This window comes from Streptomyces sp. NPDC054975, assembly GCF_053609105.1.
Map to the genome: position 1 here is coordinate 1 of NZ_JBSGWV010000020.1, position 23,319 is coordinate 23,319.

Below are 23,319 nucleotides of genomic sequence, written 5' to 3' on the forward strand. Positions count from 1 at the left end.
GCCCTCGGCGGTTCACCCCCGCAGGCGGGCTTCCGCCGCCTCCAGCATCAGCTCCAGGGCGAAGGGGTAGCCGCTGTCCCGCATGTCGGCGGCGAGGAGGGGGAACGTCGCCGCGACGTTCGGGTACGCGTCCTGCGGGAGTTTGCCGTACGAGGCGTGCCAGACCGCCTCGTCGGCCTCGCGCGCCGGAGTCGGCAGGGCGAGGGCCGCGGCGTCGAGGGCCGCGAAGGCCAGCGCCTGGTCGACGAAGGCGTGGTAGAGCCGTACGGCCGTCGCGTCGGGGAAGCCCGCCCCGCGCAGGATGCCGAGGATCTTCTCCACCACCGCCGTCTCATGGGCGCGGCCCGTGGTGCGGTGCGCGGCGAGCAGCGCGACCTGTGGGTTCGCCAGGTACACCGCGTGGATCCGCAGGCCCAGCTCCCGGAGGTCCGCGCGCCAGTCCCCGCTGGGCGTCCAGCCGTCCTGCGCGCGCCCCACGAACTCGTCGGCCAGCGCGAGCAGCAGGTCGTCCGTGTTCCGGAAGTACCGGTACAGCGAGCTGGGGTCGGCGCCGAGGGCGGTGCCGAGCCGCCGTACGGACAGGGCGTCCGCGCCGTGCTGAGCGACGAGCCGCAGCGCCGTCTCGATGATCAGCCGTTCCGAGAGGACGGCGCCTTGCTTGGTGGGCCTGCGGCGCCGCCGCTGCCCCTCGGGGACCACTCGCTCGACCATCCGCGGACCTTATGACAACACCATTGACATGTAAACGCGCCGCCGAGTTGCATGTCCGTTCGCCAGGCCCCCTCCCTCTCTCGCTCTGGAGCACCCATGACCACGGCCGATCTGGTCTTCACCCATGGCCCCGTCCACACCGGTGATCCCGCCCGCACGCGGGCGAGCGGTCTGGCGGTCACCGGGGAGCGCATCACCGCCGTCGGCCACGACGACGTGCGGGAACTCATCGGTCCGGACACCGAGGTCGTGGACCTTCGCGGCAAGCTGCTCCTGCCCGGCTTCCAGGACGCGCACATCCACGCCGTGTTCGGCGGGACGGAGCTGGCGGAGTGCGACCTGACGGGCACGGTCGGCGTGGAGGACTATCTGGTGCGGGTCCGGGAGTACGCCGACGCCCACCCGGAGCGTCCGTGGATCACCGGTGGCGGGTGGTCGATGGAGAGCTTCGAGGGCGGTCTACCCACCCGGCAGCTCCTCGACTCGGTGGTCCCCGACCGCCCGGTCTGTCTCGTCAACCGCGACCACCACGGCGCGTGGGCCAACACGCGCGCCCTCGAACTGGCTGGAATCACCCGGGAGTCGGCCGATCCGGTCGACGGCAGGATCGAGCGCGAGCCGGACGGCACGCCGAGCGGCGCCCTGCAGGAGGGCGCCACCGCCCTGGTCTCACGGCTCGTCCCGCCGAGCACGCCCGCCGCCCGGCTCGCCGGTCTGCTGCGCGCGCAGGAGCTGCTGCACTCCCTCGGCGTCACCGGATGGCAGGACGCGCTGCTCGGTGCGTACGGCGGCCACCCCGACCCCTCCGACGCGTATCTCGCCGCCGCCCGCGAAGGCACGCTCACCGCTCGGGTCAACGGGGCCCTGTGGTGGGACCGCGAGCGCGGGGCGGAGCAGATCGAGGAACTCGTCGAGCGGCGCCGGGAGTTGGCGTACGGGCGGTTCCGGTCCGGTTCCGTGAAGATCATGCAGGACGGCGTCGCCGAGAACTTCACGGCCGCGATGACGACGCCGTACCTCGACGGATGCGGCTGCGCCACCGCCAACGCGGGCCTGAGCTTCGTCGATCCGACGGCGCTGCGCTCGTACGTGACCCGACTGGACGCCCTCGACTTCCAGGTGCACTTCCACGCCCTGGGCGACCGTGCCGTGCGCGAGGCGCTGGACGCGATCGAGGCCGCGGTCGAGGCCAACGGGCGGCGCGGCAACCGGCACCACCTCGCGCATCTGCAGGTGGTCCACCCCGACGACATGGCACGCTTCGCCCACCTGGGCGCCATCGCCAACATCCAGCCGCTGTGGGCAGCGCACGAACCGCAGATGGACGAGTTGACGATCCCCTTCCTCGGCCCCGAACGGGCCTCCTGGCAGTACCCGTTCGGCTCCCTGCTCCGCGCGGGGGCCACCCTGGCGGCGGGCAGCGACTGGCCCGTCTCCAGCCCGGACCCGATAGCCGGCCTGCACGTCGCGGTGAACCGGAAGGAGCCCGGCACGACCGACGAGCGTGTCTTCCTCCCGGAGCAGCGCCTCGACCTGCCCACCGCCGTCGCCGCGTACACCGCCGGCGCGGCGCACGTGAACGGACACGACAGGACCGGCACGCTCCTCCCGGGCATGCTCGCCGACCTGGTGGTGCTCGACCGCGACATCTTCACCGCGCCGCCGGAGGAGATCGCCGAGGCACGGGTGGACAGCACCTACGTCGGCGGCACAAGGGTGTACGCCAGGTGACACCCCCGCGGCCGGCACTCGTCCGCCGCCGCGCCCCGGTGCGGGGCCGCGCGCCCGTTGCGGAATACGTTCCGGGGGAATGGATCATTGACCGTGAAGTGACGTGACCTGAGGGAGCCGTGATGCGTGTCGCTCTGTTTCTGACCTGTGTCAACGACACGCTGTATCCGGACACGGGCCGCGCCGTCGTGCGGCTGCTGACCCGGCTGGGGGTCGACGTCGACTTCCCGGCCGGGCAGACCTGCTGCGGACAGCCGCAGTACAACACCGGCTACCGCCGCCAGGCCGAGCCGCTCGCGCGGCGGTTCGCCGAGGTCTTCGGCGCCTACGACGCGATCGTCACCCCGTCCGGTTCGTGCGGGGCCATGGTGCGCGAGCTGTACCCGCGCATGGGCGAGAGGGCCCGGGCGGAGGGCCGGGGCGACGGGCTCGCCGCGACCGTGGCGCCGGTCGTGCCGAAGACGTACGAGCTGACGGAGTTCCTGGTCGACGTCCTCGGGGTGACGGACGTCGGCGCGTCCTACCCGCGCACGGTCACCTACCATCCGACCTGCCACGGCCTGCGCGGCCTCCGTCTCGCCGACCGGCCGCACCGGCTGCTCTCGGCGGTCAAGGGCCTGAAGCTCGTGGAGCTTCCGGGCGCCGAGGAGTGCTGCGGCTTCGGCGGCACGTTCGCGGTGAAGAACCCCGACGTGTCCGCCGCGATGGGCACCGACAAGGTCCGAAGCGCCGTCTCGACCGGCGCGGACGTCCTGTGCGCCGCCGACAACTCGTGCCTGACGCACCTCGGCGGCACGATGAGCCGGCTCAAGGTCGGTATGAGGCCGGTCCACATCGCCGAGATCCTGGCGAGCACGGAAGAGGAGCCCCTGGGATGAGGGACAAGAAGCGTGCGGAAGCGCCCGTCGAAGGGCCGTCCTCGGGCGACGGGAGGGCGTTCCTGGGCATGCCCGCCTTCCCGGCCGCCGCGCACGAGGCCGTACGGAACCCGACCCTGCGCACCAACCTCCGCCACGCCACGCACACCATCCGCGACAAGCGGGCCAAGGCGGTCGCCGAGCTGGACGACTGGGCGGAGCTGCGCGAGGCCGGCCGGCGGATCAAGGACCACACCCTGCGCCATCTCGACCACTACCTGGTGATGTTGGAGGAGTCGGTGGTGCGGGGCGGGGGCACCGTCCACTGGGCGGCGGACGCCGACGAGGCCAACCGGATCGTGACCGAGCTGGTGAAGGCCACCGGGGAGAGCGAGGTCGTCAAGGTCAAGTCGATGGCCACGCAGGAGATCGGGCTCAACGAAGCCCTGGAGGCGGAGGGCATCGCCGCCTACGAGACCGATCTCGCCGAGCTGATCGTGCAGTTGGGCAAGGACCGCCCGTCACACATCCTCGTCCCGGCCATCCACCGCAACAGGGGCGAGATCCGGGACATCTTCCGCTCGGAGATGGGGACATGGGGCCGCCCCGCGCCCGAGGACCTGACCGACCGCCCCGCCGATCTCGCGGAGGCGGCCCGGCTCCACCTGCGGGAGAAGTTCCTGCGCGCCAAGGTCGGCATCTCCGGCGCCAACTTCATGGTCGCCGAGACCGGCACCCTCGTCGTCGTGGAATCGGAGGGGAACGGACGGATGTGCCTGACGCTCCCCGAGACCCTCATCTCCGTCGTCGGCATCGAGAAGGTGGTGCCCACCTGGCGGGACCTGGAGGTGTTCCTCCAGACCCTCCCCCGCTCCTCCACCGCCGAGCGCATGAACCCCTACACCTCCCTGTGGACCGGCACCACCGACGGCGACGGGCCCCAGGCCTTCCACCTCGTCCTTCTCGACAACGGCCGCACCGACACCCTCGCCGACGAGGTCGGCCGCCAGGCCCTGCGCTGCATCCGCTGCTCCGCCTGCCTCAACGTCTGCCCGGTGTACGAGCGGGCCGGCGGGCACGCGTACGGCTCCGTCTACCCGGGCCCGATCGGCGCGATCCTGACGCCCCAACTCCGCGGCACCGCAAGCGAGATCGACGCCTCGCTGCCCTACGCCTCCTCCCTCTGCGGGGCCTGTTACGACGTGTGCCCCGTCGCCATCGACATCCCCGAGGTCCTCGTCCACCTCCGCGAGAGGGTCGCCGATCAGGGCGGCCACTCCATGGAGAAGGCCGCTCTCACCGCCGCGACCTGGGCCTTCGACCATCCCCGCGCCTACGAGGCCGGGCAGCGGCTCGCCTCCCTCACCCGGCGCCTGCACCCCTCCCGCCTACCCGGCCCCGGGCGCGCGTGGACGGACAGCCGGGATCTGCCGGAGGTACCGGCGGAGTCCTTCCGCAACTGGTGGAAGCGCGAGCAGGAACGAAAGGAAGGCTCCTCGTGAGCAGCAGGGACCTCGTCCTGGCCCGGATCCGCCAGGCCCTGACCGACATCCCCCCGGCCGACCCGGACAGCACGTACGAGCAGGCCGTACCCCGCCGGTACGAACGGGAGCACGGAGAGCGCACCCAGGAGCAGACCGTCGACCTGCTCGCCGAGAACCTCGCGGACTACCGCGCCGTCGTCCACCGTTGCCGCCCGGACGGACTGGCGGAGCTGATCGGTCGCCTCCTCGCCGAGCGCGGCGCACGCCGGGTGCTCGTGCCGACGGGGCTGCCCCGCCCCCTGCTGAGCCGTACCGCCGCCACCGTCGTCGAAGAGGGCCCCGGCCTCATCCCGTACGACCTCGACGCCGTCGACAGCGTCGTGACCGGCTGCGCGGTGGCCGTGGCGGAGACCGGCACCGTCGTCCTCGACGCCGGCCCCGACCAGGGCGGCCGCCGCCTCACCCTCGTCCCCGACCACCACCTGTGCCTGGTGCGCGTCCCTGAGCAGGTCGTCGGCTCGGTCCCCCAGGCGCTCGACCGGCTCGACCCGGCGCGCCCCCTGACCTGGATCTCGGGCCCGTCGGCCACCAGCGACATCGAACTCGACCGGGTCGAGGGCGTCCACGGCCCGCGGCGGCTCGATGTCGTCCTGGTCGGCGGATGAACGGGCGCCGCCCCGTTGTGTACCGTCCCGCCGGGCGCCTGCCCGGCGGGACCCTTCACTCCCCCGCTGCCGCCGCCAGAGGCTCCCGGGACAGAGGCTGCCGCTCGGCCGGTCCGTGGACCAGGGTGAACGGGATGGCGAGGCTGTCGCACATCCTCTTCGCGCGGGCGACCGCGCTCATGGTCGCGGCGGAGGCCGGGCCTCCGGGCAGTTCGAGCTCGACGGCTCGGGGCCGGTGGGCGTCGACCAGGGCCTGGATGAGCAGGGCGGCCGCGGCACGGTTCGTGACGTCGAGGCCCTGATGCAGCGTGACGCGGAGCGTGCCGACGTCGATGTGGTGGGTGAGCAGCATGCGACCTCCAGACGGAACCTCGGGTGTGCCCTGTCAGTCCAAGGATTGAACGGAGGGCAAAAAGGCAGGTTCCCGGCATTTGCCCCCGGAAAACCCAGGTCAGGCACCCTTCCTGCGGCTGGCCCCGCCGGCCCCCGGCCGTCCAGGCGCCGCCCGGCCCCCGCGCCCCGGCCGTCCGGGCGCCGCCGCCCTGGCCCGAACTCCCTGAGCAATGCGAGGGGACGCTCGTACGGGGTGCCGAAGCCGTCCCCCGTCAGGTCCCGTCCGCGTCAGGCCGGTCGCTTGCCGGTCAGGACGCCGATCTTGTCGATGCGGTGCTCCGGGTTGCCGTTGGCGTCCCGCCAGTAGTTTCCCGCCGCGTCGTCCTCGGGTGTCGCGCACGTGGAGAGCGTGATCATGGCCCGGGTGGGCTTCTGCCCCGGCTCGCCCGGCACGGCGGCCCGCTGCTCGGCCAGGGAGCGGTCCGAGCGGAAGGACGTGGTCCGGGTCTCGACGATCTTGTACGTGTAGACGGTGCCGGCGGCGGTGACGTGCACCAGGTCCCCCACGTCGACCGCGGGGAGGTCGCGCAGGGCGCCGCCGGCCGAGAGCCGGTGGGCGGTCACCAGATAGTTGCCGATCTCCCCCGGTCCGACGCCCCCGCGCTCTCCGTAGGGGCTGGCGGCCACGCCGCGGTCCTGGATCCGGGTGCCCGCGCGGTCGTCGGTCGTGCCCTCGTACGGGACGACCTCCAGCTCGTCCACGCCGATCGACGGTATGGACACCTCGGCGGCGACCGGCGGCCGCGGCGAGGGCTCCGACGACGTGGGAGCGGGCGGGGCGGGCGCCACGGGGGCCTCGGAGGCCGTTGAGACCGTAGGCGTCAGGGAGGTCGGGCTGCCGCGGTCGTCGGTGACGGTGCCCGCCCCCGCGCATCCGCAGAGCGCCGCGACGACAGCCACGACCAGGGCCACGACGATGACGGCCGGAGCGCGCCACGCGCCCCGGCCTCCGGAAAGACCCCGACGAAGGGTCCCACCACCCTGGGCACCCATACCCCCAGGATGGCCCACTCCCCGCTCCCCGGCACCCCCGGGGAGCGGCCTGTGCGGCGGGCGGTCAGCCGACCCGGTCCCCGGCCGCCACGCGGTGCGCCTCCAGGCCGGGGGCCGTGAGCAGCTCGGCGATCAGCTCCTCCGATCCGCACACGTACGTGCTCACCAGGTCGACGTCACCGCCCACGCACCACGCCCGGTCCTGCGGCCACCACAGGTCGGGGAGGTCGGCGAAGTCCTCCTCGTCCTCGACGGAGAGGACGTCGGCCAGCGGTCCGGAGAGCAGGACCTCGTCCCGTCCCGGGGTGGGGAAGGTCGGGGTCCCGCGCCACTCCCGACGGCCGTAGCCGTCCCAGAGCCCGAACCAGCAGCGCTCCGGCGTGCCCGTGTGCCGGGCCAGCACGGGGATCAGGGCCCGTGCGACCCCACCGGGGGTGGGGCCTTCGTCCGGGTGCTCGTCCCACACCCCGCGCAGGCCGTACTCCTCGGCGTTCTGGTAGGAGTACGGCTCGGCGCCGATCACCTCGTACCAGTCGGTGAGCGCCCCGACCGTCCGTCCGTGGGCCGCGGCGACGGTCTCCCAGCGCACCGGGCGCTCGTCGAGGGCCGCGGGGTGCAGCACCCGCGCGTACGCGGCGAACCCCGGCGCGGCGACCCCGCTCACGGTGCCGAACGCGCCGTGGCCGGGGCGCCGTTCGGTCAGCCAGCGGGCCGGCCCGAGGTCCTCCCGCTCCACCCGCAGCCGCCCGTACGAGACGGGTGCCCGCGCACTCTCCTCGGTCACGCCACCCACCTCCGTACCGGTCCTTCAGGGCGACGTCAGCGTAACTCCGGGGAGTGTCAGGCGACGTACAGAGGACGTACACAGGACGTCCAGCGCCCCCCTTGCACAATGGCAGCGCCCGCCGCTCCAGGCGGCCGCCGCGAGGCACGACTTCGCCGCGGCGGCGGTGCACGGACCACGTACGGACCACGTGTCGAGAATCTGATTCGTCCAGTGAATCCAAGGGGAAACACATGCCAGAAGTCGGCGGCTCCAAGGGTCTGACTCTCTCCGGTGACCCGTTCCTGTCCACGGTGGACAGGGTGTGCGCATGGCTCGGTTCCGCGCCCGAGAAGGTGGACGCCCTGTCGGGCGGCGAGCGGATCCAGATCCTGGGCGAGGTGGCCGACATCAACGCCGCCGCGGCCGCGGGCGACGGCGGCGCCCTGTACGCGCAGCAGTATCTGCTCGACAGGATCTACCAGTTGTACACGAAGATCCCCGGGCGGCAGAGCGCCGAGGGCTCCGTCGTCATCTACGAGATAGCCCGGCTGCTCGAGACCGCCACGGCGGCCGCGCAGGACCGGCTGATCGAGCCGGGCCTGCTCGAAGAGGCGCCGACGGAGCCCCGGGAGTACCTGTCCTGGCTCAAGAGCACGGCGCGCGGCCACCGGGTGTACAAGCACCCGTACTACCACGAGTTCATCCGCAACACCGCCACGGAGGGCGACCTGCGGAACTACGTGATGCAGGAGTCGGTCGTGGACGGCCGCTTCGACGACCTGCTCGCCATGATGCAGGTGGGCACGGCCGGCGCCGCGAAGATGGAGATCGCCGCCAACTTCTGGGACGAGATGGGCAATGGCGCCCCCGAGCAGGTCCACACCCACCTCTTCAACAAGATCTACGAGGTCTTCGAGATCTCGGAGGACGAGCTCGCCCGCTCGCTCACCGCCACCTCGCTGCTCAACGGCAACCTCGCGGTCATGCTGTGCCGCCACCGCACCCTGTACCCGGAGGCCGTGGGCTTCCTGGGGATGACCGAGTGGATGGCGCCGGACCGGTTCGTGCAGGTCGTGCACGCCTGGGAGCGGCTGGGGCTGCCGGAGGTCGGGATCGTGTACCACAAGCTGCACATCACCATCGACTCCCAGCACGCGCAGGGCTGGTTCCACAACGTGGTGCTGCCCGCCGCCGAGTCCGCGGACATGCGGCGCGCCATCGCCCGCGGGATCCTCTGGCGGCTCAACTCCTCTGCCGCCTATCTGGACGAGCGCATGCCTTCCGTCGCCGCCTGACGTTCGACGCCCGAAGCCACCCCATTTCTGGAGGAGAGATCATGCCCCTCGGCAGCGAACGGTTCACCGTCATCGACCTGCCGGATGTCTCGGCCGACATCCTGCCCAGCTACGACGACTGCCCGGTCGACGAGTACATGGGCAACGGCACCCGCTTCAAGCGGTTCTCGCAGTACCGGCTCCGGCCGCAGGGCGAGGACGCGTGGTCGTTCGAGCGGCTCGCGCACCGCGACTACACGACGTACAAGAAGTTCAACTCGGTCGGCGGCGGCATCCGGCGCGTCTACGAGCCGATCAAGGTCGACTTCACGCCGCTGATCGAGCACGGCGTCCGCGAGCTCGGCCTCGACCGGTCCGAGGACTGGCAGATCAACGTCCACCAGAACCGGACCCGGGCGGACGGCGGCAAGCCGGGCCCGCTCACTCCGGAGGGCGTGCACCACGACGGGCACGAGTTCGTGATGATCGCGATCCTCAACAAGGTGAACGTCGCCGGTGGCCAGACCCGGCTGTGGAACCCGGGGGCCGACGAGCCGTTCTGGACGGGCACGCTGGAGCCCGGGCAGGCGGTCCTCCTCGACGACCGGGCGCTGGCCCACGATGTCACCGACGTGCTCTCCGCCGACGGCGGACCGGGCCACCGGGACATCGTCATCGTCGCGTTCTCCCGGTGGGCGGAGAAGTGGTACGGCGACGAGCACGACGCCGCCGCGCTCTCCGAGCAGTGAACCCGGGCGCCGCCCCGGGGCGGGGCACCACGCCTCGGGGCGGCGCCGCGCCCAGCAGCCAAGGGAGATCATCCGTGATCGACTTCTACAAGTACCAGGCAGCAGGCAACGACTACGTGGTGATCGACCCCCGCCACATCGACTTCCCGGTGACCCGTGAGGCGATCCGGCTGATCTGCGACCGGCGTCTGGGGATCGGGGCCGACGGTGTCCTGCACGGGCCGCTGGAGCCGCCGCGCCCCGGCGTGCCGGTCGCGCTCGACCTGTACAACTCCGACGGCACCGACTGCGGCAGGAGCGGCAACGGGCTGCGGATGTTCGCGCTCCACCTCGCCGGGCACGAGCCCGGCGACTGGGGCGACGGGCGGGAGTTCACGCTCCGTACGGCCGCCGGCGACTGCCCGGTGCGCGTGCTCGACGCTTCCGCGGGCCGCGTGGAGGTCGGCATGGGGCGCCCCAGCTTCGACGGAGCCGACGTGCCCCTGCTCCAGGAGGACGGGACGGCCCCGTACGCCGGCCGGGCGGTCGGCGTGCCGCTGTCGGTGGACGGCGAGAAGCTCACCGTCACCTGTGTGTACAACGGCAATCCGCACACCGTGGTGCCGGTGGACGAGCCGTCGGCGGAGCTGGCGCGCCGGCTCGGCCCGTCGATCGCCGGGCACGCGCGGTTCCCGCACCGCACCAACGTGCAGTTCATGCGCATGGTGAACCGGTCGGTGATGGAGCTGGAGGTCTTCGAGCGCGGTGCCGGATACGTGACCGCGTCCGGGGCCAGTGCCTGCGCCGCGGTGTCGGCCGCCCGCGAACTCGGGCTCTGCGAGCGCCGGGTGGAGGTCAGGATGCCCGGGGGCGGTGTGGAGATCGCCGTCGCGGAGGACGGCGGGGTCACCATGACCGGTGACGCCGAGCAGGTGGCCGCCGGCTCCTTCGCGCCCGCGCTGCGCGCGCGGCTCGCCCGGACGGCGTCGGCCGGGGCTCCGGGGACCGTACGGTGACCGTCTCCTCGCCGCGCTCGCGCGACTACCCGATCCAGCGCTGGGTGTTCGAGGACGCCGCCGGGCGCTTCGACATCGACCTGGGCGACAGCAACATGGTCCCGGGGCGGCTCGACGCCCTCGCGGTGCCGCCCGGTCTGGAACTGGACTACGGACACGACCGGGGCATCAACGTCCTGCGGGAGGCGGTGGCCGGCCTGTACGGCGGTCCGGCCGACTCGGTCCTGATCACCCAGGGCGCCCAGCAGGCGCTGTACCTGGTGTACGCGGCGCTCCTGTCGCCCGGATCGCGGGTGATCGCCTTCCGGCCGGGCTGGCAGCAGTCCTGGGACGTACCCCCCGAGCTGGGGTCCACGGTCGATCTCGTGGGGTTCCGGCCGGATCTCAGCTTCGACGTCGAGGCCGCCGAGGCGGTGGCCGGGCCGGACGTGCGGCTGATCGTCGCCAACAGCCCGTGCAATCCCACCGGTCGGTGCATCGCGGAGAAGGACCTGCGCGCGCTGGTCGCCCTGGCGGAACGGACGGGGGCGCATCTGCTCCTGGACGAGGAGTACGCGCTGGACCTCTCCTCGTCCGCCGCCGTGGGCTCCGACCGGGTGATCTCCGTGTCGAGCCTGTCGAAGGTGTACGGCTTTCCCGGGCTGCGGGTCGGCTGGCTCTACGGCCCACCGGCCGTCGTGGAGCGCTGCGCCCGGCGCAAGTTCCTGTCCACCATCTCCAACTCGGTGCTGTGCGAGACGCTGGCCTGCGACGTCCTGGCGCACCGTACGGACCATCTGCGCTCCTACCACGAGCTCACCGGCCAAGGTCTCGACCTTGTACGGGAGTTCGCCCGCCGCAACGCGGACGCGGTGACGCTCGTGGAGCCGGAGGGCACCCCGTTCGCGTGGCTCTGGCTCACGACCGGGGAGGAGCCGCTGACGATGTGCCGCAGAGCGCTGGACCTCGGCGTGCTGCTGATGCCCGGCGAGACGCTCGGAGCCAGTGACGGCTTCCGGATCTGCTTCGCGCGCTCGCCCGAGGCCGTGGCGGAAGGGCTGAGCCGCGTGGAGCGAGTGCTCAGGCCGTCCTCGGCCCCGGCCGGCTCGGACCCGCTCCGCTGACCCGCCGGGGCCCCGGCCCCCGTCGCACGGGGGCCGCCGCCCCGGCCCGTCGCGAACCCGCTCGGGTTCCCCCTTCCGCACCTCCCCACGGCGCCGCGCCGCGGCACCGCCCTGCCGTGCTCCGCCCTTCCTCGCTCCGCCCTGCCCTGCTTCGCCCTGCCATGCCCTGAATGGAGTCCTGTGACGATGAGCATCCACACCGCCGAGTCGCGCATCCAACTGTCCTTCGGTCAGGAGCAGTTGTGGTTCCTGGACCAGATGAGTCCCGGGGAGACCACCTACAACGTCCCGATCGCCTACCGGCTGCGCGGTCCGCTCGACACCGCCGCCCTCGAAGGCGCACTCAATCTGCTGGTTCGGCGCCACGAGCAGCTGCGGGTGACGTTCCACTCGGCGGACGGCGTCCCGTACCAGGTCGTCTCGCCGGCCGAGGACCGGCCGCTGCCGCTGCGGGACCTCTCCGGCCTGGCCCCCGAGGAGGCCGAGGAGAAGCTGCGCGAGGCGCTCCAGACCGAGGCGGACACGCCGTTCGACCTGGCGGCCGGGCCGATCTCCCGCTTCCAGCTGTTCCGACTGGCCCCCGACCACCACGTGCTCGGCCTCAGCTTCCACCACATCGTCACCGACGGCTGGTCCGGCGGTGTCGTCAGCCGGGAGATCTCCCAGGCGTACGCCGACCTCGTCGCCGGCCGTGAGCCCTCACTGCCCGAGCTGTCCATCGGCTACGGCGACCACATCAAGCGCCAGCGCAAGCAGCGGGCCGACGGGGTGTGGGAGGAGGAGCTGAAGTTCTGGGAGGAGCGGCTCGCCGGTCTGGAGGCGCTCGAACTGCCCGCCGACCGGATCCGGCCCGCCGAGCCGACGCAGAACGGCGAGACCTTCGTGGTCGACTTCCCGGCCGAACTCCTCGCGAAGGCCCGTACGTTGGCGCACGAGCAGGGCGCGTCGCTGTACATGGTGGTCGCGGCGGCGCTGAACGTCGTCCTGAGCCGGTACAGCGGGCAGGACGACATCGCCCTCGGGGTGCCCATGCTGGGGCGGACCGATCCGGAACTCGAGGACGTCGTCGGCCTGTTCATCAACATGACGGTGCTGCGCTGCGACCTGTCCGGCGGGGTCACCTTCGCCGAGCTCCTGGAGCGCATCGCCGACGCCAACCTCGACATGTACGACAACCAGGACGTGCCGTTCGACCACGTCGTGGACCGGGTCCAGACGACCCGGGACGCGGGCCGCAACCCGCTCTTCCAGATCGCCTGTCAGCTGCTGGGCGAGGCGAGCACCGGTGACGCGCTGGAGCTCACGGGCCTGACGTCGGAGTCGATCACCCTGGCGACCTCCCGCTCGCGGTTCGACCTGTCCTTCAGCTTCGTGGAGGGTACCGAACGGCTGCGTCTGATCGTCGAGTTCGCCACCGACCTGTACGACCGCTGGCGCGTCGAGGCCATGATCGGGCACTTCCGGACCGTGCTCGAGGCGGCGGCGGACGCCCCCGAGACCCCGGTCTCCGCGCTGCCGTTGCTCTCCGAGGAGGAGCGGCGCGAGCTGCTCGACGTGGGGCGCGGCGCGGACTTCGACTACCCGACGGAGCCGGTGCACGCGACGATCGCCCGGATCGCGAAGGAGAACCCGGAGCTGGTCGCGCTGGTCTGCCGGGGCGTGGAGATGACGTACGGCGAGCTGATGCGCCGGGCCGGCAAGCTCGCCCGGTACATCCGTTCCCGGGGCGTGCGGCAGGAGGAGGTCGTGGCCATCGCGATGGACCGCGACCTGGACGCCCTGGTGGCGATCCTGGGCGTCATGGTCTCCGGGGCCGCGTACACGATCATCGACCCCTCGCACCCCAACGCCCGTCTGGACCACATGCTGCGGGACACCAAGAGCCCGCTGGTCATCACTCGGGCGAACGTGGTGGGCGACCTGCCGGACTCGTGCGGATGGGAGAGCGTCCGTATCGACGCCGACTGGGCGCTGATCGAGGCGCAGCCGGACGACGAGCCACTGGAGGAGTGGGCCGAGCCGACCTCGCTGGTGTACGTCCTCTACACCTCGGGCTCGACCGGGCGTCCGAAGGGCGTGATGATCGAGCAGCGGGGCCTGCGCATGTTCATCGAGGCCTACCGGCGCACCTTCGGCGAGTGGACCACCGAGGACCGGCTGCTCCAACTGCCGGCGCTCACCTTCGACATGTCGCAGGGCGAGATCTTCGCCGGCCTGATCAGCGGTTCGGCCCTCGTCCTGGTGGCGCCCGAGGACGCCTCGTCCCCCGAGGCCCTGGGCGCTCTGATCCGCGACCAGCGGGTGACGTACGCGGGTCTGTCCCCGGCGATCCTCTCCGTGGTCGAGGCGGGGCCGTACCCGGATCTGAAGTACATCATGGGCGGCGCGGAGGCCCTGCCGGCCGAGCTGGTCAACAAGTGGAACCTGCCGGGGCGGAAGTTCGTCAACCTGTACGGCCCCACCGAGGCGTCGGTGGCGACGACCGAGTACCTCTGCGAGCACAAGGAGTGGCAGTCCTCGCCGCCCATCGGCAGGCCGGAGTTCAGCCGGCTGCACTACGTGGTGGACAAGGAGTTCAACCTGGTGCCGGTCGGGGTCCCGGGCGAGCTGCTGATCGGCGGGGACGAGGGTCTGGCCCGCGGTTACCTCAACCTGCCGGAGATGACGGACGAGAAGTTCGTGCCGGACCCGTTCCTGGGCGAGGGCCGGGTCTACCGCACCGGTGACCTGGTGCGCTGGACCCGTGATCTGCAGATCGACTTCATCGGGCGGCTCGACAACCAGGTGAAGCTGCGCGGCCTGCGGATCGAGCTCGGGGAGATCGAGTCCGGTCTGCTGACGCACCCGAAGGTCCGGATGGCGCTGGTCCTGCTGCGCGAGGACTACGGGGAGAAGCAGCTCGTCGCGTACTACACGGTCCTCGGCGACACCCCGCCGACGGTGGCCGAGCTCCGTGAGCACCTGGGCAGCACGATGCCCGAGTACATGGTGCCGACGGCTTGGGTGGAGCTGACCGAGTTCCCACTGACGGCGGCGCGCAAGATCGACCGCGCCAAGCTCCCCGCTCCGGTGTCCGGTTCGGGTGACGCGACGGCGAGCTTCGTCGCCCCGGTGACCGCGACCGAGGAGAAGGTGGCCGAGGTGTTCGGTGCCGTCCTGTCGGCGCCGCAGGTCAGCGCGGACGGCAACTTCTTCGAGCTGGGGGGTAATTCGCTGCAGGCGATGCGGGTGGTGAGCCGGCTCAACAAGCACTTCGGCGTCAAGGTCAACGTCCGTCTGCTGTACGGCGGTGCCTCGGTCGCCACGGTCGCCTCCGCCATCGACGCGCTGGTGGAGTCGAAGGCGGGTTCACGTGCCTGAGGCCCCCGGGGCGGCGCTCCCTCCCCCGCACGCGCCGGTGACGGGTGGCCGGCCCGGTTCGGCGCAGGAGCTGCTGCTGCGCCAGGGCGCCGCGCTCCTCGGCGGCACCGATCCCGAACTGGCCCTGCTCCTCGACCGCGAGGTGGAGGAGCAGGCCATGACCCTGGCCATGGTGGCCTCCGCGAGCGTCGCGAACCCGGCCGTCCTCGCCGCGGGCGGAGCCGCCCTGTCGAACGTGACGGCGGAGGGCTACCCGGGGGCCCGCTACCACCCGGGCGCGGCGCGGTTCGACGGCGTGGAGCGGCTGGCCGTCGCGCGGGCCCGGCAGGCCTTCGGCGCCCAGTACGCCAATGTGCAGCCGCACTCGTGCTCCTCGGCGAACCAGGCGGTCCTGGCGGCGCTGCTGCCGCCGGGCGGCGCCCTGCTCGCCCTCGACCTGGACTCCGGCGGGCACCTCACGCACGGGTCCGCCGCCTCGGTGACCGGCCACCACTACCGGGCCGTCCACTACGGCCTGGACTACAAGGGGTTCATCGACTACGAGCAGGTGGCCGAGCTGGCCCTGGTCCACCGCCCCCAGGTGCTCATCGCGGGCGCCAGCGCCTATCCGCGGACCCTGGACTTCGCCCGGTTCCGCGCGATCGCGGACTCGGTCGGGGCGTACCTGGTGGCCGACATCTCGCACATCGCCGGTCTGGTGGCGGCCGGGGAGCATCCCAGCCCCATCGACCTGGCGCACGTCACGACGACCAGCACCTACAAGCAGCTGGGCGGGCCGCGCGGCGGGCTGATCCTCATGGGCGCGGAGCACCGTACGCCCGGTCCGGACGCCCGCCGCACCCCGCTCGACCGGCTGATGCAGCGCGCGGTCTTCCCGCAGTCGCAGGGGACGCCGAGCCCGGCGGGTGTCGCCGCCAAGGCGCACGCGCTCAAGCTGGTCACGGAGCCGGCGTTCCGGGAGACGATGCGGCTGGTCCGCGACGACGCGGCGGCGCTCGCCGACGCCTTGGACGAGTTCGGCTACCGGGTGCTGACCGGTGGTACGGAGAACCACATGGTGCTGCTCGACATCTTCGACCGGGGCATCACGGGGGTGGTCGCGGAACGTGCCCTGGAGGAGTGCGGCATCCTCACCAACCGCAACCGCATCCCGAAGGACACCAAGGCCCCGCTGGTCGCCAGCGGTCTGCGGCTCGGCACGAACGTGCTGGCGCAGCGCGGCATGGGGCCCGACGAGATGCGGGTCTGCGCCCGGCTGCTCCACGAGGTGCTCGGCGCCACGACCGTGCTGAGCGACACCGAGTTCCGCACCGACCCCTTGGTGCGCGAGCGGGTCACGGCCGAGGTGGCCGCCCTGTGCCGCGCCCACCCCCTGCCCTTCGGCGCCGGTCTCCCCCCGGCGGGCGCCGCCGACCGCGAGCCAGGAGTGAGGTCTTGAGCCGGAACACCGCCCCCGCCACGGCCCCGGCACCGGCGCCGCCGGCGCTGCTGCCCGCCGACCGGCCGCGCATGCCCGGAGCCACCCCGGAACGGACCGCCGCCGCCCGGGTGCGGCTCGGTCCCTCGACCCGTACCGCACCGCAGGAGGTGCTCCTCGCCGGATTCACGGCGCTGGTGCACCGTTGGAGCGGTCAGTCCCGCTTCGGTGTCGTCGTCCGAACGCCCGGTGAGGGTCCGGTCCGTCCGGATCGGACGGTCACCGGAACGGAGACGCTGACCCAACTGGCCGCCGACGTCACGGCGCCGCGACAGGAGCCGAGCGAACAGGCGGTGTGGCAGGACGAGTTCGAGCTGCTGCTGCATCCGCCGCGCGAGGACGACGACGGCCTGCCGAGCGCCGAACTGCGGTACGCCCCGGAGCTCTTCGACCGGGAGACCGTACTCCGGTTCCTCTCCTCCTACGTCACGCTCCTGGAGGACGGGCTGACCGCTCCGGACCGGCCGGTGTCGCGGCTGCGGCTGCTTCCGGGCGAGGAACTGCGCCGGATGCTCGTCGACTGGAACGACACGGCGACGGACCTTCCGCACGGGGTGTGCCTGCACGCCGCGTTCGAGGACCGCGCCGCCGCGTCGCCCGACGCCCTCGCCCTGATCGGCGCCGACCGGACCTGGACGTACCGTGAGGTCAACGAGGCGGCGAACCGGCTCGCCCACCACCTGCGGGAGCGCGGTGTCGGCCCTGACCGGCGGGTCGGCATCTGTCTGGACCGGTCCGCCGAGCTGCTGATCGCCGTCCTCGGCGTGCTCAAGGCGGGCGGCGCCTATGTGCCGCTGGACCCCGACTACCCGCGGCAACGCCTCGCCACCATGGTGGCCGGCACGTCCTGCGCGGTGGTCGTCAGCCGGAGCGGCCCGGCCGCGAGCCTCCCGTCGGCGGAGGAGGGGGCCGCGGCCGGGACGCCTGTGCTCCTCCTCGACCGGGACGAGGCGCTTCTCGCCGGGTTCCCCACGCACAACCCAGGGGGCGGGGCGACGCCCGAGGATCTCGCGTACATCATCCACACGTCGGGCTCCACCGGCGCGCCCAAGCCGATCGCGCTGCGCCACCGCGGGGTGATGAACAACATCGCGGACCTCAACTCCCGCTTCGGCGTGGGCCCCGGCGACCGGGTCCTCGCCCTGTCGTCGCCGAGCTTCGACATGTCGGTGTACGAGTTCCTCGGGCTGACCACGGCGGGTGGCACGGTGGTCCTGACGGAGCCGGAGCGCGCCAAGGACCCCGAGCACTGGGCCGAGTTGCTCGCGGACCACCGGGTCACCGTCTGGAACTCCGCGCCCGCGCTCCTGGACATGGTCGTCGACCACCTCGAATCCACCGGCGCGGCGCCCCTCGCGGACCTGCGTCTGGCGCTGCTCGGCGGCGACTGGATCCCCGTGTCGCTCCCCGACCGGGCGCGTGCGGCGGCCCCCGCGCTGCGCTTCGTCGCCCTCGGCGGGGCCACCGAGGCCTCGATCCACTCCACGATCTACGAGGTGACGAAGACCGACGCGCGCTGGACGAGCGTCCCGTACGGGCGCCCGATGGCGAACCAGCGCACGTACATCCTCGACGAGGAGCGCCGGCCCGTGCCGCCGGGCGTGCCGGGCGAGCTCCATCTGGCGGGCATCGGGCTCGCCCGGGAGTACCTCGGCAGGCCGGAGCAGACGGCGGAGCGGTTCTTCGAGTGGTCCTGCGGCGAGGTCGAGGGCGAGCGGCTCTACCGGACGGGCGATGTGGCCCGCTACGGTCCCGACGGGCTGATCGAGCTGCTGGGCCGCGCGGACTTCCAGGTCAAACTGCACGGTCTGCGGATCGAACTGGGGGAGATCGAGGCCGTGCTGCGCGCCCACGAGACCGTCCGGGAGGCGGTCGTCACCGCGCACCCCGACGGCTCGGGCGACCGGCGCCTGGTCGGCTATCTCGTCCCCGAGGCGGGCCGGACCGTGGACCCGGCGGCGGTCGCCGAGCACGCGGCCCGGTCGCTGCCAGGATTCATGGTGCCGAGCACCGTCCTCGTCCTGGCCGAGCTGCCCCTGACGCCCAACGGCAAGGTCGACCGCAAGGCCCTGCCCGAGCCTCCCGAGGGCGTCGGCGAGCCGCCGGCGCGCTACACCCCTCCGGCGACGGAGACCGAGCGGACGGTGGCCGGCATCTTCGCATCCGTGCTCGGCGCCTCCCGGATCGGCGCGGACAGCGGCTTCTTCGCGGTCGGCGGCAACTCCCTGCAGGCCATGCGCGCCGTCACCCGCCTGAACAAGCACTTCGGAATTCGGGTGAACGTCCGTCTGCTGTACGGCGGGAGCACCGTCAGCGGCATCGCCGCCGTCATCGACGAGCGGCTCGCCTCCACGACGAAGGGAACGTCGGCACCGTGACCGCATCCTCCGCCGGCAGCCTCGTCCCCCTCCGGGACGAGGGTGACCTGACCCCGCTGCACTGTGTCCATCCGGTCTCCGGTTCGCCCTACTGCTACTCGGCGATGGCGCACCGACTCCCCGCCGGGCGGCCGGTGTTCGGCTTCGAGGCGCCGGGCTTCGACGGGGTGTCCGAGCCCGCCACGTCGATCGCGGAGCTGGCCGAACTGCACACGGCCTCGCTCCTGGTGTCCCGGCCGCACGGCCCGTACCAGCTGCTCGGCTGGTCGCTCGGCGGGGTCGTCGCCTACGAGATGGCCCGGCTCCTCGCCGCCCGGGGCGAGGAGGTCCCACTGCTCGTCATCGTCGACGCGGCGCTGCCCGGCACGCAGTCGGTGCCGCCCGACGACGAGCTGGCCCGCCACTTCCTGTACGACTTCCTCGGCGTGACCCGGGACCGGGCGCCGGGCATCGACAAGGCGCTGGCGGGCATGGAGCCCGGGGCGGAACCGGCGGAGATCTTCGCGGCGGCGGAGCGCCACGGCGCCGTCCCCGAGGAGTTCGACGCGGAGTTCCTGCTGGAGCGCTACGCCCTCTTCCGTACGGGAGTCCTGGCCCTGCGCCACCACCGTCTCGACGCGGTCCATCCCGGCCCCGCGATCCTGATCAAGGCCGAGGAGTCGACGGAACGGCTCCTGGACTGGAGTCCGTACGTCGACCGGCTCACGGTGCACACCGCGCCGGGCGACCACCACTCCGTGTGGCAGGGCCCGGGCCTCGACGCCATCGGCTCGATCGTCGACCAGGCCCTACGAGAGGCGACTCCCGCATGACGGAGCACGGTACGTCCACCGCGTCGGCCTCCCCGGCCGAGGCGGAGGGCCCTCCTCGGTCGCTCTGGCGCGACAGGGACTTCATGGTGTTCTGGGCGGGCGAGGCGCTCTCCCTGTACGGCACCCAGATCACCCACCTCGCGCTGCCGCTGACCGCCGTCCTGGTCTTCGAGGTGGGGGCCGGGGAGCTGGGTATGCTGCGCTTCGCCCAGCTGGTCCCCTTCCTGGGGCTCGCCCTGCTCTTCGGGGTGTGGGTGGACCGGCGGCGGAAGCGGCCGGTCATGCTGGGCGCCAACGTGGTGCGGATGGTGCTGATCGGCATGGTCCCCGTCCTGTACGAGCTGGACCTGCTGACGCTCCCGGCGCTGTACGCCCTGGCGCTCGGGGTCGGTGTGGCGACGGTGCTCTTCGACGTCAGCTGGATGTCGTACGTCCCCGTGCTCGTGAAGGACCGGCGCAGCCTGCTGGAGGCCAACACCAAGCTGAACGCCACGCTGTCCTCGGCGGACATCGCCGGGCCGGGGCTCGCCGGCACGCTGGTCAGCGCGTTCTCGGCGCCCTTCGCGATGACGGCGAACGCCTTCTCGTACGCCCTGTCGGTGCTGTCGCTGATCCTCATCAGGACGCCCGAACCCGCCCCGGAGGTCCCGAAGGAGAAGCGGCGGCTGCGCACCGAGCTCGCCGAGGGGCTGCGCTGGGTGTTCGGCAACCGCTGGCTGCGGGCGATGGGGCTTGTCGGCTGCGCCTGCAACTTCCTGCTCACCATGGTGCAGTCGCTGTTCCTGCTGTACGCGGTGCGCGACCAGGAGTTGTCGGCCGCCGCGGTCGGTTTCGTGATGGGGGCGGCCGCGGTGGGCGGTCTGCTGGGCGCGCTGGTGTCCGGCACGGTGGTGCGGCGGCTGTCGGTGGGCACCGCCTACCGGCTGTCGGTCTCGGTCATCTTCCTCGGGCCCCTGCTCATTCCGGCGGCGGGCGGTCCGCGCTGGCTGCTCGTGGGGCTCTTCGTGGCGTCCTTCTTCATCGAGTACGTCGGCGCCAGCGTCTCCAACGTGCTCATCGTGAGCCTGCGTCAGACCATCACCCCCCAGCACCTGATGGGCCGGATGACGGCCGCGATGCGGATGCTGCTGTACGGCGGCGGCGCGCTGGGCGGCCCGGTCGGCGGTCTCCTGGCGGCGCTCGCGGGGCTGCACGGTGCCCTGTGGATCGCGGGGTTGCTGTCGGCCGCGATGCTGGTCCCGATCTTCCTCTCGCCGGTCGGCCGGCTGCGCGAGATGCCGACGGGTCCGGAGGACGGCGCGCTCACCTCGCGGTGAGGTCGGTGGGCCGCGCCGGGTCCTCCCACTGCCGGAACGCGGCCCGCCGCAGCACGGCGGCGCGGCGGAGCACGCCGGCGTAGGCCTCTCCGGGGGCCTTGGGGGCCGGGGGCTGGGGGGCGGCCGTCGAGGGCGGCCCGCCCAGGCGGGCCAGCGCGGCCCGCCGGCTGAGCATCGGTTCACGCTCGGCGCACTCGGCGGCGTAGATCCCGAGGAGATCGTGCAGCCGGTACTGGGCGCCGTGCTCCTCCAGGAAGTGGTGGGCGACCAGCACGTCGAGCAGCCGCCGGGCGGTGGTGTGGTCGATGTCCAGGAGCGTCGCTGCGACGGGGACCGTGATCGGCCCGTCCTTGCACAGGCCGAGGAAGCGGAACAGCCGCGCCGCCTCCGGGGACAGCGCCTGGTACGAGGTCTCGAACGCGTCGCGGACGCTGGCGAGGGCGTCGTCGCCGACGGTGAGCCGGTCCAGCCGGTCGCTCTCCGTCGTGTACTGCTCCACCAGGGTCCCGAGCGGCACGCCGGGGTTGGCGAGAAGGCCCTCGGCGGTGATCCGCAGCGCCAGGGGCAGACCGCCGCAGAGCGCGGCCAGCCGCCGGGCGGCCTCGGGGTGGCCGACGAGCCGCCCTTGGGACAGGGTGGTGAGCAGCTGGGCCGCCTCGTCGACGGCCAGCGGGCGCACGGTGACCGTGCGCGCCCCGTCCCGGGCGGCGAGGCCGGCGAACCGCTGCCGGCTCGTGGCCAGGACGCAGGAGGCGCCGCGCGGTATCAGGGGTCTCAGCTGGTCCACGCTGAGGGCGTCGTCCAGGACCACCAGCATCTTCTTGCCGTAGAGCAGACTGCGGAAGAGCGTCGCGCGGCCGGCCGGGTCGCGGGGGATCCGGTTGGTGTCGGCGCCGAGGCTGGTGAGCAGGTGCAGCAGCGCGTCCGATGCGCTCAGCGGCCTGCCACGCAGCCCGTTGCCGCAGAGGTCCACGTAGAGCTGGCCGTCCGGGAAGCGGTGCGCGAGCCGGTGGGCCAGTTCGAGGACGAGGGCCGACTTGCCGACTCCCGCGGGGCCGTCGACGACGATCACCGGGGTGCTCCGCTGGGCGGACTCGTCGTCGAGGATCTCTTCCAGATGCGCGAGTTCGGTGTCCCGCCCGGTGAATCCACGGGCCACCGAGGGGAGTTGCGCCGGTACGGGCACGGCGTTGGCGAGCGTCTGTCTGCTCCCGGGGGAGATGCTCCCGCCGGGGAGCCGTAACTCCCGCTGTCCGGCCAGGATCCGGCGGTGGAGGTCCTGCAGCTCGGCTCCGGGCTCGATGCCGAGTTCGCGGCGGAGCAGCTGCCGGGTCTCGGCGTAGACCGCGAGGGCGTGCGCCTGGCGGCCCGCGTGGTAGAGCGCCAGCATCAGCAGCCAGCGGACCTTCTCGCGCAACGGCTCCTCGACGGCGGCGCGCGCGAGCGTGTCGACCGCCTCGGCGTAGCCGCCGGCCGCCAGCATGACGGAGGCCCACTCCTCGACGGCGGTCAGTCTGAGGTCCCGCAGACGGACGCCCTCCGTGGCGGCGAAGGGCCCCGGGACTCCGGCGTACGCCTCACCGCGCCAGAGCGCGAGGGCGTCCTCGTACAGCCGTAACGTCGTCTCCGCACTGCCGCCTTCGCGGGACCTGCGGGCGTGGCCGTGACGCTCGACGAAGAGGGTGGCATCGACGTCGGCCGGGTCGAGGCGCAGGCAGTAGCCGCCGGGCTCGGAGGAGAGCACCGTACTGGCGACCCTGCTGCCGCGCCCCGGTTCCAGGGCGCGTCGGAGCCGGGCCACATAGGTGTGGACGCCGTTGGCCGCCGTCTGCGGGGTGTCGCTGCCCCAGAGGGCGCTGGTGATGGTCTCCCCGCTGACCACCTCGCCCGCCCGGCTGGCGAGCAGGCTCAGGACCGCGCGCTGCTTGGGCGAGCCGAGCGCCACTTCCTCGCCGTGCCGCCAGGCCCGTATCGGTCCCAGAAGCTGTATGCGGAGAGATTCCCCCGTGCAGGTCATGATCCCGTTCACCCCTCAGGGTCGCGTGCTGTTCATGCCGGTCCCCGGTGGTGGCCGTTCGGGCCCCGGGCTTCGCGACGGCGGCGAGTTGCGTCGCGCGTCACGCGTTCATGAAAAGCCGGTGTGTCCGCCTGTGGCGGGCCGGCGGAGGCGGAAGTCCCGCTCGGAGGTTCAGGCGGTGCCTGAGGTGTTCCGGAGCGGGCCCTGCCGGCCGCTGCGGTGACAACAAGGCGTCACT

At 72.6% G+C, this 23,319-nt stretch carries 18 protein-coding genes; 13 read left to right on the top strand and 5 right to left on the bottom strand.

The annotated features are described in order from the left end of the window. Positions 1–12: 12 nt before the first annotated feature. The gene (locus tag ACWF79_RS19235; protein ID WP_453729291.1) at positions 13–711 is read right to left on the bottom strand and encodes a TetR/AcrR family transcriptional regulator; all 699 of its coding nucleotides are present in this window, start codon (positions 709–711) and stop codon (positions 13–15) included. A gap of 96 nt (positions 712–807) precedes the next feature. Here ACWF79_RS19235 and ACWF79_RS19240 point away from each other — a divergent pair, with 96 nt between their 5' ends. The 4 genes from ACWF79_RS19240 (at position 808) to ACWF79_RS19255 (ending at position 5,448) form a co-directional block, all read left to right on the top strand. Next, a complete protein-coding gene (locus tag ACWF79_RS19240; RefSeq protein WP_453729292.1) occupies positions 808–2,442 on the top strand; it encodes an amidohydrolase in 1,635 nt (544 codons plus the stop codon). A gap of 122 nt (positions 2,443–2,564) precedes the next feature. Continuing rightward, on the top strand, positions 2,565–3,320 hold the full coding sequence (locus ACWF79_RS19245) for a (Fe-S)-binding protein (protein ID WP_453729293.1): 756 nt from the start codon (positions 2,565–2,567) through the stop codon (positions 3,318–3,320). Positions 3,321–3,388: 68 nt separating this feature from the next. After that, on the top strand, positions 3,389–4,801 hold the full coding sequence (locus ACWF79_RS19250; RefSeq protein ID WP_453729392.1) for a LutB/LldF family L-lactate oxidation iron-sulfur protein: 1,413 nt from the start codon (positions 3,389–3,391) through the stop codon (positions 4,799–4,801). Further along, entirely contained in the window at positions 4,798–5,448 is a 651-nt protein-coding gene (locus tag ACWF79_RS19255) for a LutC/YkgG family protein (RefSeq protein ID WP_453729294.1), read from the top strand. The genes ACWF79_RS19250 and ACWF79_RS19255 overlap by 4 nt, the downstream gene beginning before the upstream one ends. Positions 5,449–5,503: 55 nt before the next feature. On the opposite strand, the gene ACWF79_RS19260 is transcribed toward ACWF79_RS19255, so the two are convergent. The 3 genes from ACWF79_RS19260 to ACWF79_RS19270 all read right to left on the bottom strand — a co-directional run bounded on the left by ACWF79_RS19260 (position 5,504) and on the right by ACWF79_RS19270 (position 7,618). Continuing rightward, positions 5,504–5,800 (bottom strand): hypothetical protein, encoded by a 297-nt coding sequence (locus ACWF79_RS19260; RefSeq protein WP_453729295.1) that lies wholly within the window; start codon positions 5,798–5,800, stop codon positions 5,504–5,506. Between the two features lie 269 nt (positions 5,801–6,069). Beyond that, positions 6,070–6,753 carry a class E sortase gene (locus tag ACWF79_RS19265; protein WP_453729296.1) on the bottom strand — a complete coding sequence of 228 codons (684 nt, stop codon included), beginning with the start codon at positions 6,751–6,753 and terminating at the stop codon, positions 6,070–6,072. Positions 6,754–6,898: 145 nt separating this feature from the next. Further along, entirely contained in the window at positions 6,899–7,618 is a 720-nt protein-coding gene (locus tag ACWF79_RS19270) for a hypothetical protein (RefSeq protein ID WP_453729297.1), read from the bottom strand. A gap of 233 nt (positions 7,619–7,851) precedes the next feature. Between ACWF79_RS19270 and ACWF79_RS19275 the strand changes: the two genes are divergently transcribed. The 9 genes from ACWF79_RS19275 (at position 7,852) to ACWF79_RS19315 (ending at position 21,064) form a co-directional block, all read left to right on the top strand. After that, on the top strand, positions 7,852–8,895 hold the full coding sequence (locus ACWF79_RS19275) for an iron-containing redox enzyme family protein (RefSeq protein WP_453729298.1): 1,044 nt from the start codon (positions 7,852–7,854) through the stop codon (positions 8,893–8,895). A 41-nt stretch (positions 8,896–8,936) separates the two neighbouring features. After that, positions 8,937–9,623, top strand: coding sequence for a 2OG-Fe dioxygenase family protein (locus ACWF79_RS19280; RefSeq protein ID WP_453729299.1), 687 nt, complete (start codon positions 8,937–8,939; stop codon positions 9,621–9,623). Positions 9,624–9,697: 74 nt separating this feature from the next. Further along, entirely contained in the window at positions 9,698–10,618 is a 921-nt protein-coding gene (gene dapF / locus ACWF79_RS19285) for a diaminopimelate epimerase (RefSeq protein ID WP_453729300.1), read from the top strand. Next, a complete protein-coding gene (locus ACWF79_RS19290; RefSeq protein WP_453729301.1) occupies positions 10,615–11,721 on the top strand; it encodes a pyridoxal phosphate-dependent aminotransferase in 1,107 nt (368 codons plus the stop codon). The genes dapF and ACWF79_RS19290 overlap by 4 nt, the downstream gene beginning before the upstream one ends. Positions 11,722–11,907: 186 nt before the next feature. Next, positions 11,908–15,081 (top strand): non-ribosomal peptide synthetase, encoded by a 3,174-nt coding sequence (locus tag ACWF79_RS19295; protein WP_453729302.1) that lies wholly within the window; start codon positions 11,908–11,910, stop codon positions 15,079–15,081. After that, entirely contained in the window at positions 15,074–16,519 is a 1,446-nt protein-coding gene (locus ACWF79_RS19300) for a serine hydroxymethyltransferase (RefSeq protein WP_453729303.1), read from the top strand. The genes ACWF79_RS19295 and ACWF79_RS19300 overlap by 8 nt, the downstream gene beginning before the upstream one ends. Beyond that, positions 16,516–18,936, top strand: a complete 2,421-nt coding sequence (locus ACWF79_RS19305; protein ID WP_453729304.1) for a non-ribosomal peptide synthetase — start codon at positions 16,516–16,518, stop codon at positions 18,934–18,936. The genes ACWF79_RS19300 and ACWF79_RS19305 overlap by 4 nt, the downstream gene beginning before the upstream one ends. Continuing rightward, on the top strand, positions 18,933–19,748 hold the full coding sequence (locus ACWF79_RS19310; RefSeq protein ID WP_453729305.1) for a thioesterase domain-containing protein: 816 nt from the start codon (positions 18,933–18,935) through the stop codon (positions 19,746–19,748). Before ACWF79_RS19305 ends, ACWF79_RS19310 begins: the two co-directional genes overlap by 4 nt. Continuing rightward, on the top strand, positions 19,745–21,064 hold the full coding sequence (locus ACWF79_RS19315; protein ID WP_453729306.1) for an MFS transporter: 1,320 nt from the start codon (positions 19,745–19,747) through the stop codon (positions 21,062–21,064). The genes ACWF79_RS19310 and ACWF79_RS19315 overlap by 4 nt, the downstream gene beginning before the upstream one ends. Here ACWF79_RS19315 and ACWF79_RS19320 read toward each other — a convergent pair. After that, positions 21,051–23,081, bottom strand: a complete 2,031-nt coding sequence (locus ACWF79_RS19320) for a BTAD domain-containing putative transcriptional regulator (RefSeq protein WP_453729307.1) — start codon at positions 23,079–23,081, stop codon at positions 21,051–21,053. The two genes, ACWF79_RS19315 and ACWF79_RS19320, sit on opposite strands and share 14 nt — an antisense overlap. Positions 23,082–23,319: the final 238 nt, after the last annotated feature.

Excerpts from the sequence above, each read along its gene's own strand:
- ACWF79_RS19245 (WP_453729293.1), top strand. The coding sequence starts at position 2,565 with ATGCGTGTCGCTCTGTTTCTGACCTGTGTCAACGACACGCTGTATCCG.
- ACWF79_RS19315 (WP_453729306.1), top strand. The coding sequence starts at position 19,745 with ATGACGGAGCACGGTACGTCCACCGCGTCGGCCTCCCCGGCCGAGGCG.
- ACWF79_RS19260 (WP_453729295.1), bottom strand. The coding sequence starts at position 5,800 with ATGCTGCTCACCCACCACATCGACGTCGGCACGCTCCGCGTCACGCTG.
- ACWF79_RS19280 (WP_453729299.1), top strand. The coding sequence starts at position 8,937 with ATGCCCCTCGGCAGCGAACGGTTCACCGTCATCGACCTGCCGGATGTC.
- ACWF79_RS19275 (WP_453729298.1), top strand. The coding sequence starts at position 7,852 with ATGCCAGAAGTCGGCGGCTCCAAGGGTCTGACTCTCTCCGGTGACCCG.
- ACWF79_RS19250 (WP_453729392.1), top strand. The coding sequence starts at position 3,389 with ATGCCCGCCTTCCCGGCCGCCGCGCACGAGGCCGTACGGAACCCGACC.
- ACWF79_RS19240 (WP_453729292.1), top strand. The coding sequence starts at position 808 with ATGACCACGGCCGATCTGGTCTTCACCCATGGCCCCGTCCACACCGGT.
- ACWF79_RS19295 (WP_453729302.1), top strand. The coding sequence starts at position 11,908 with ATGAGCATCCACACCGCCGAGTCGCGCATCCAACTGTCCTTCGGTCAG.
- ACWF79_RS19320 (WP_453729307.1), bottom strand. The coding sequence starts at position 23,081 with ATGACCTGCACGGGGGAATCTCTCCGCATACAGCTTCTGGGACCGATA.
- ACWF79_RS19235 (WP_453729291.1), bottom strand. The coding sequence starts at position 711 with ATGGTCGAGCGAGTGGTCCCCGAGGGGCAGCGGCGGCGCCGCAGGCCC.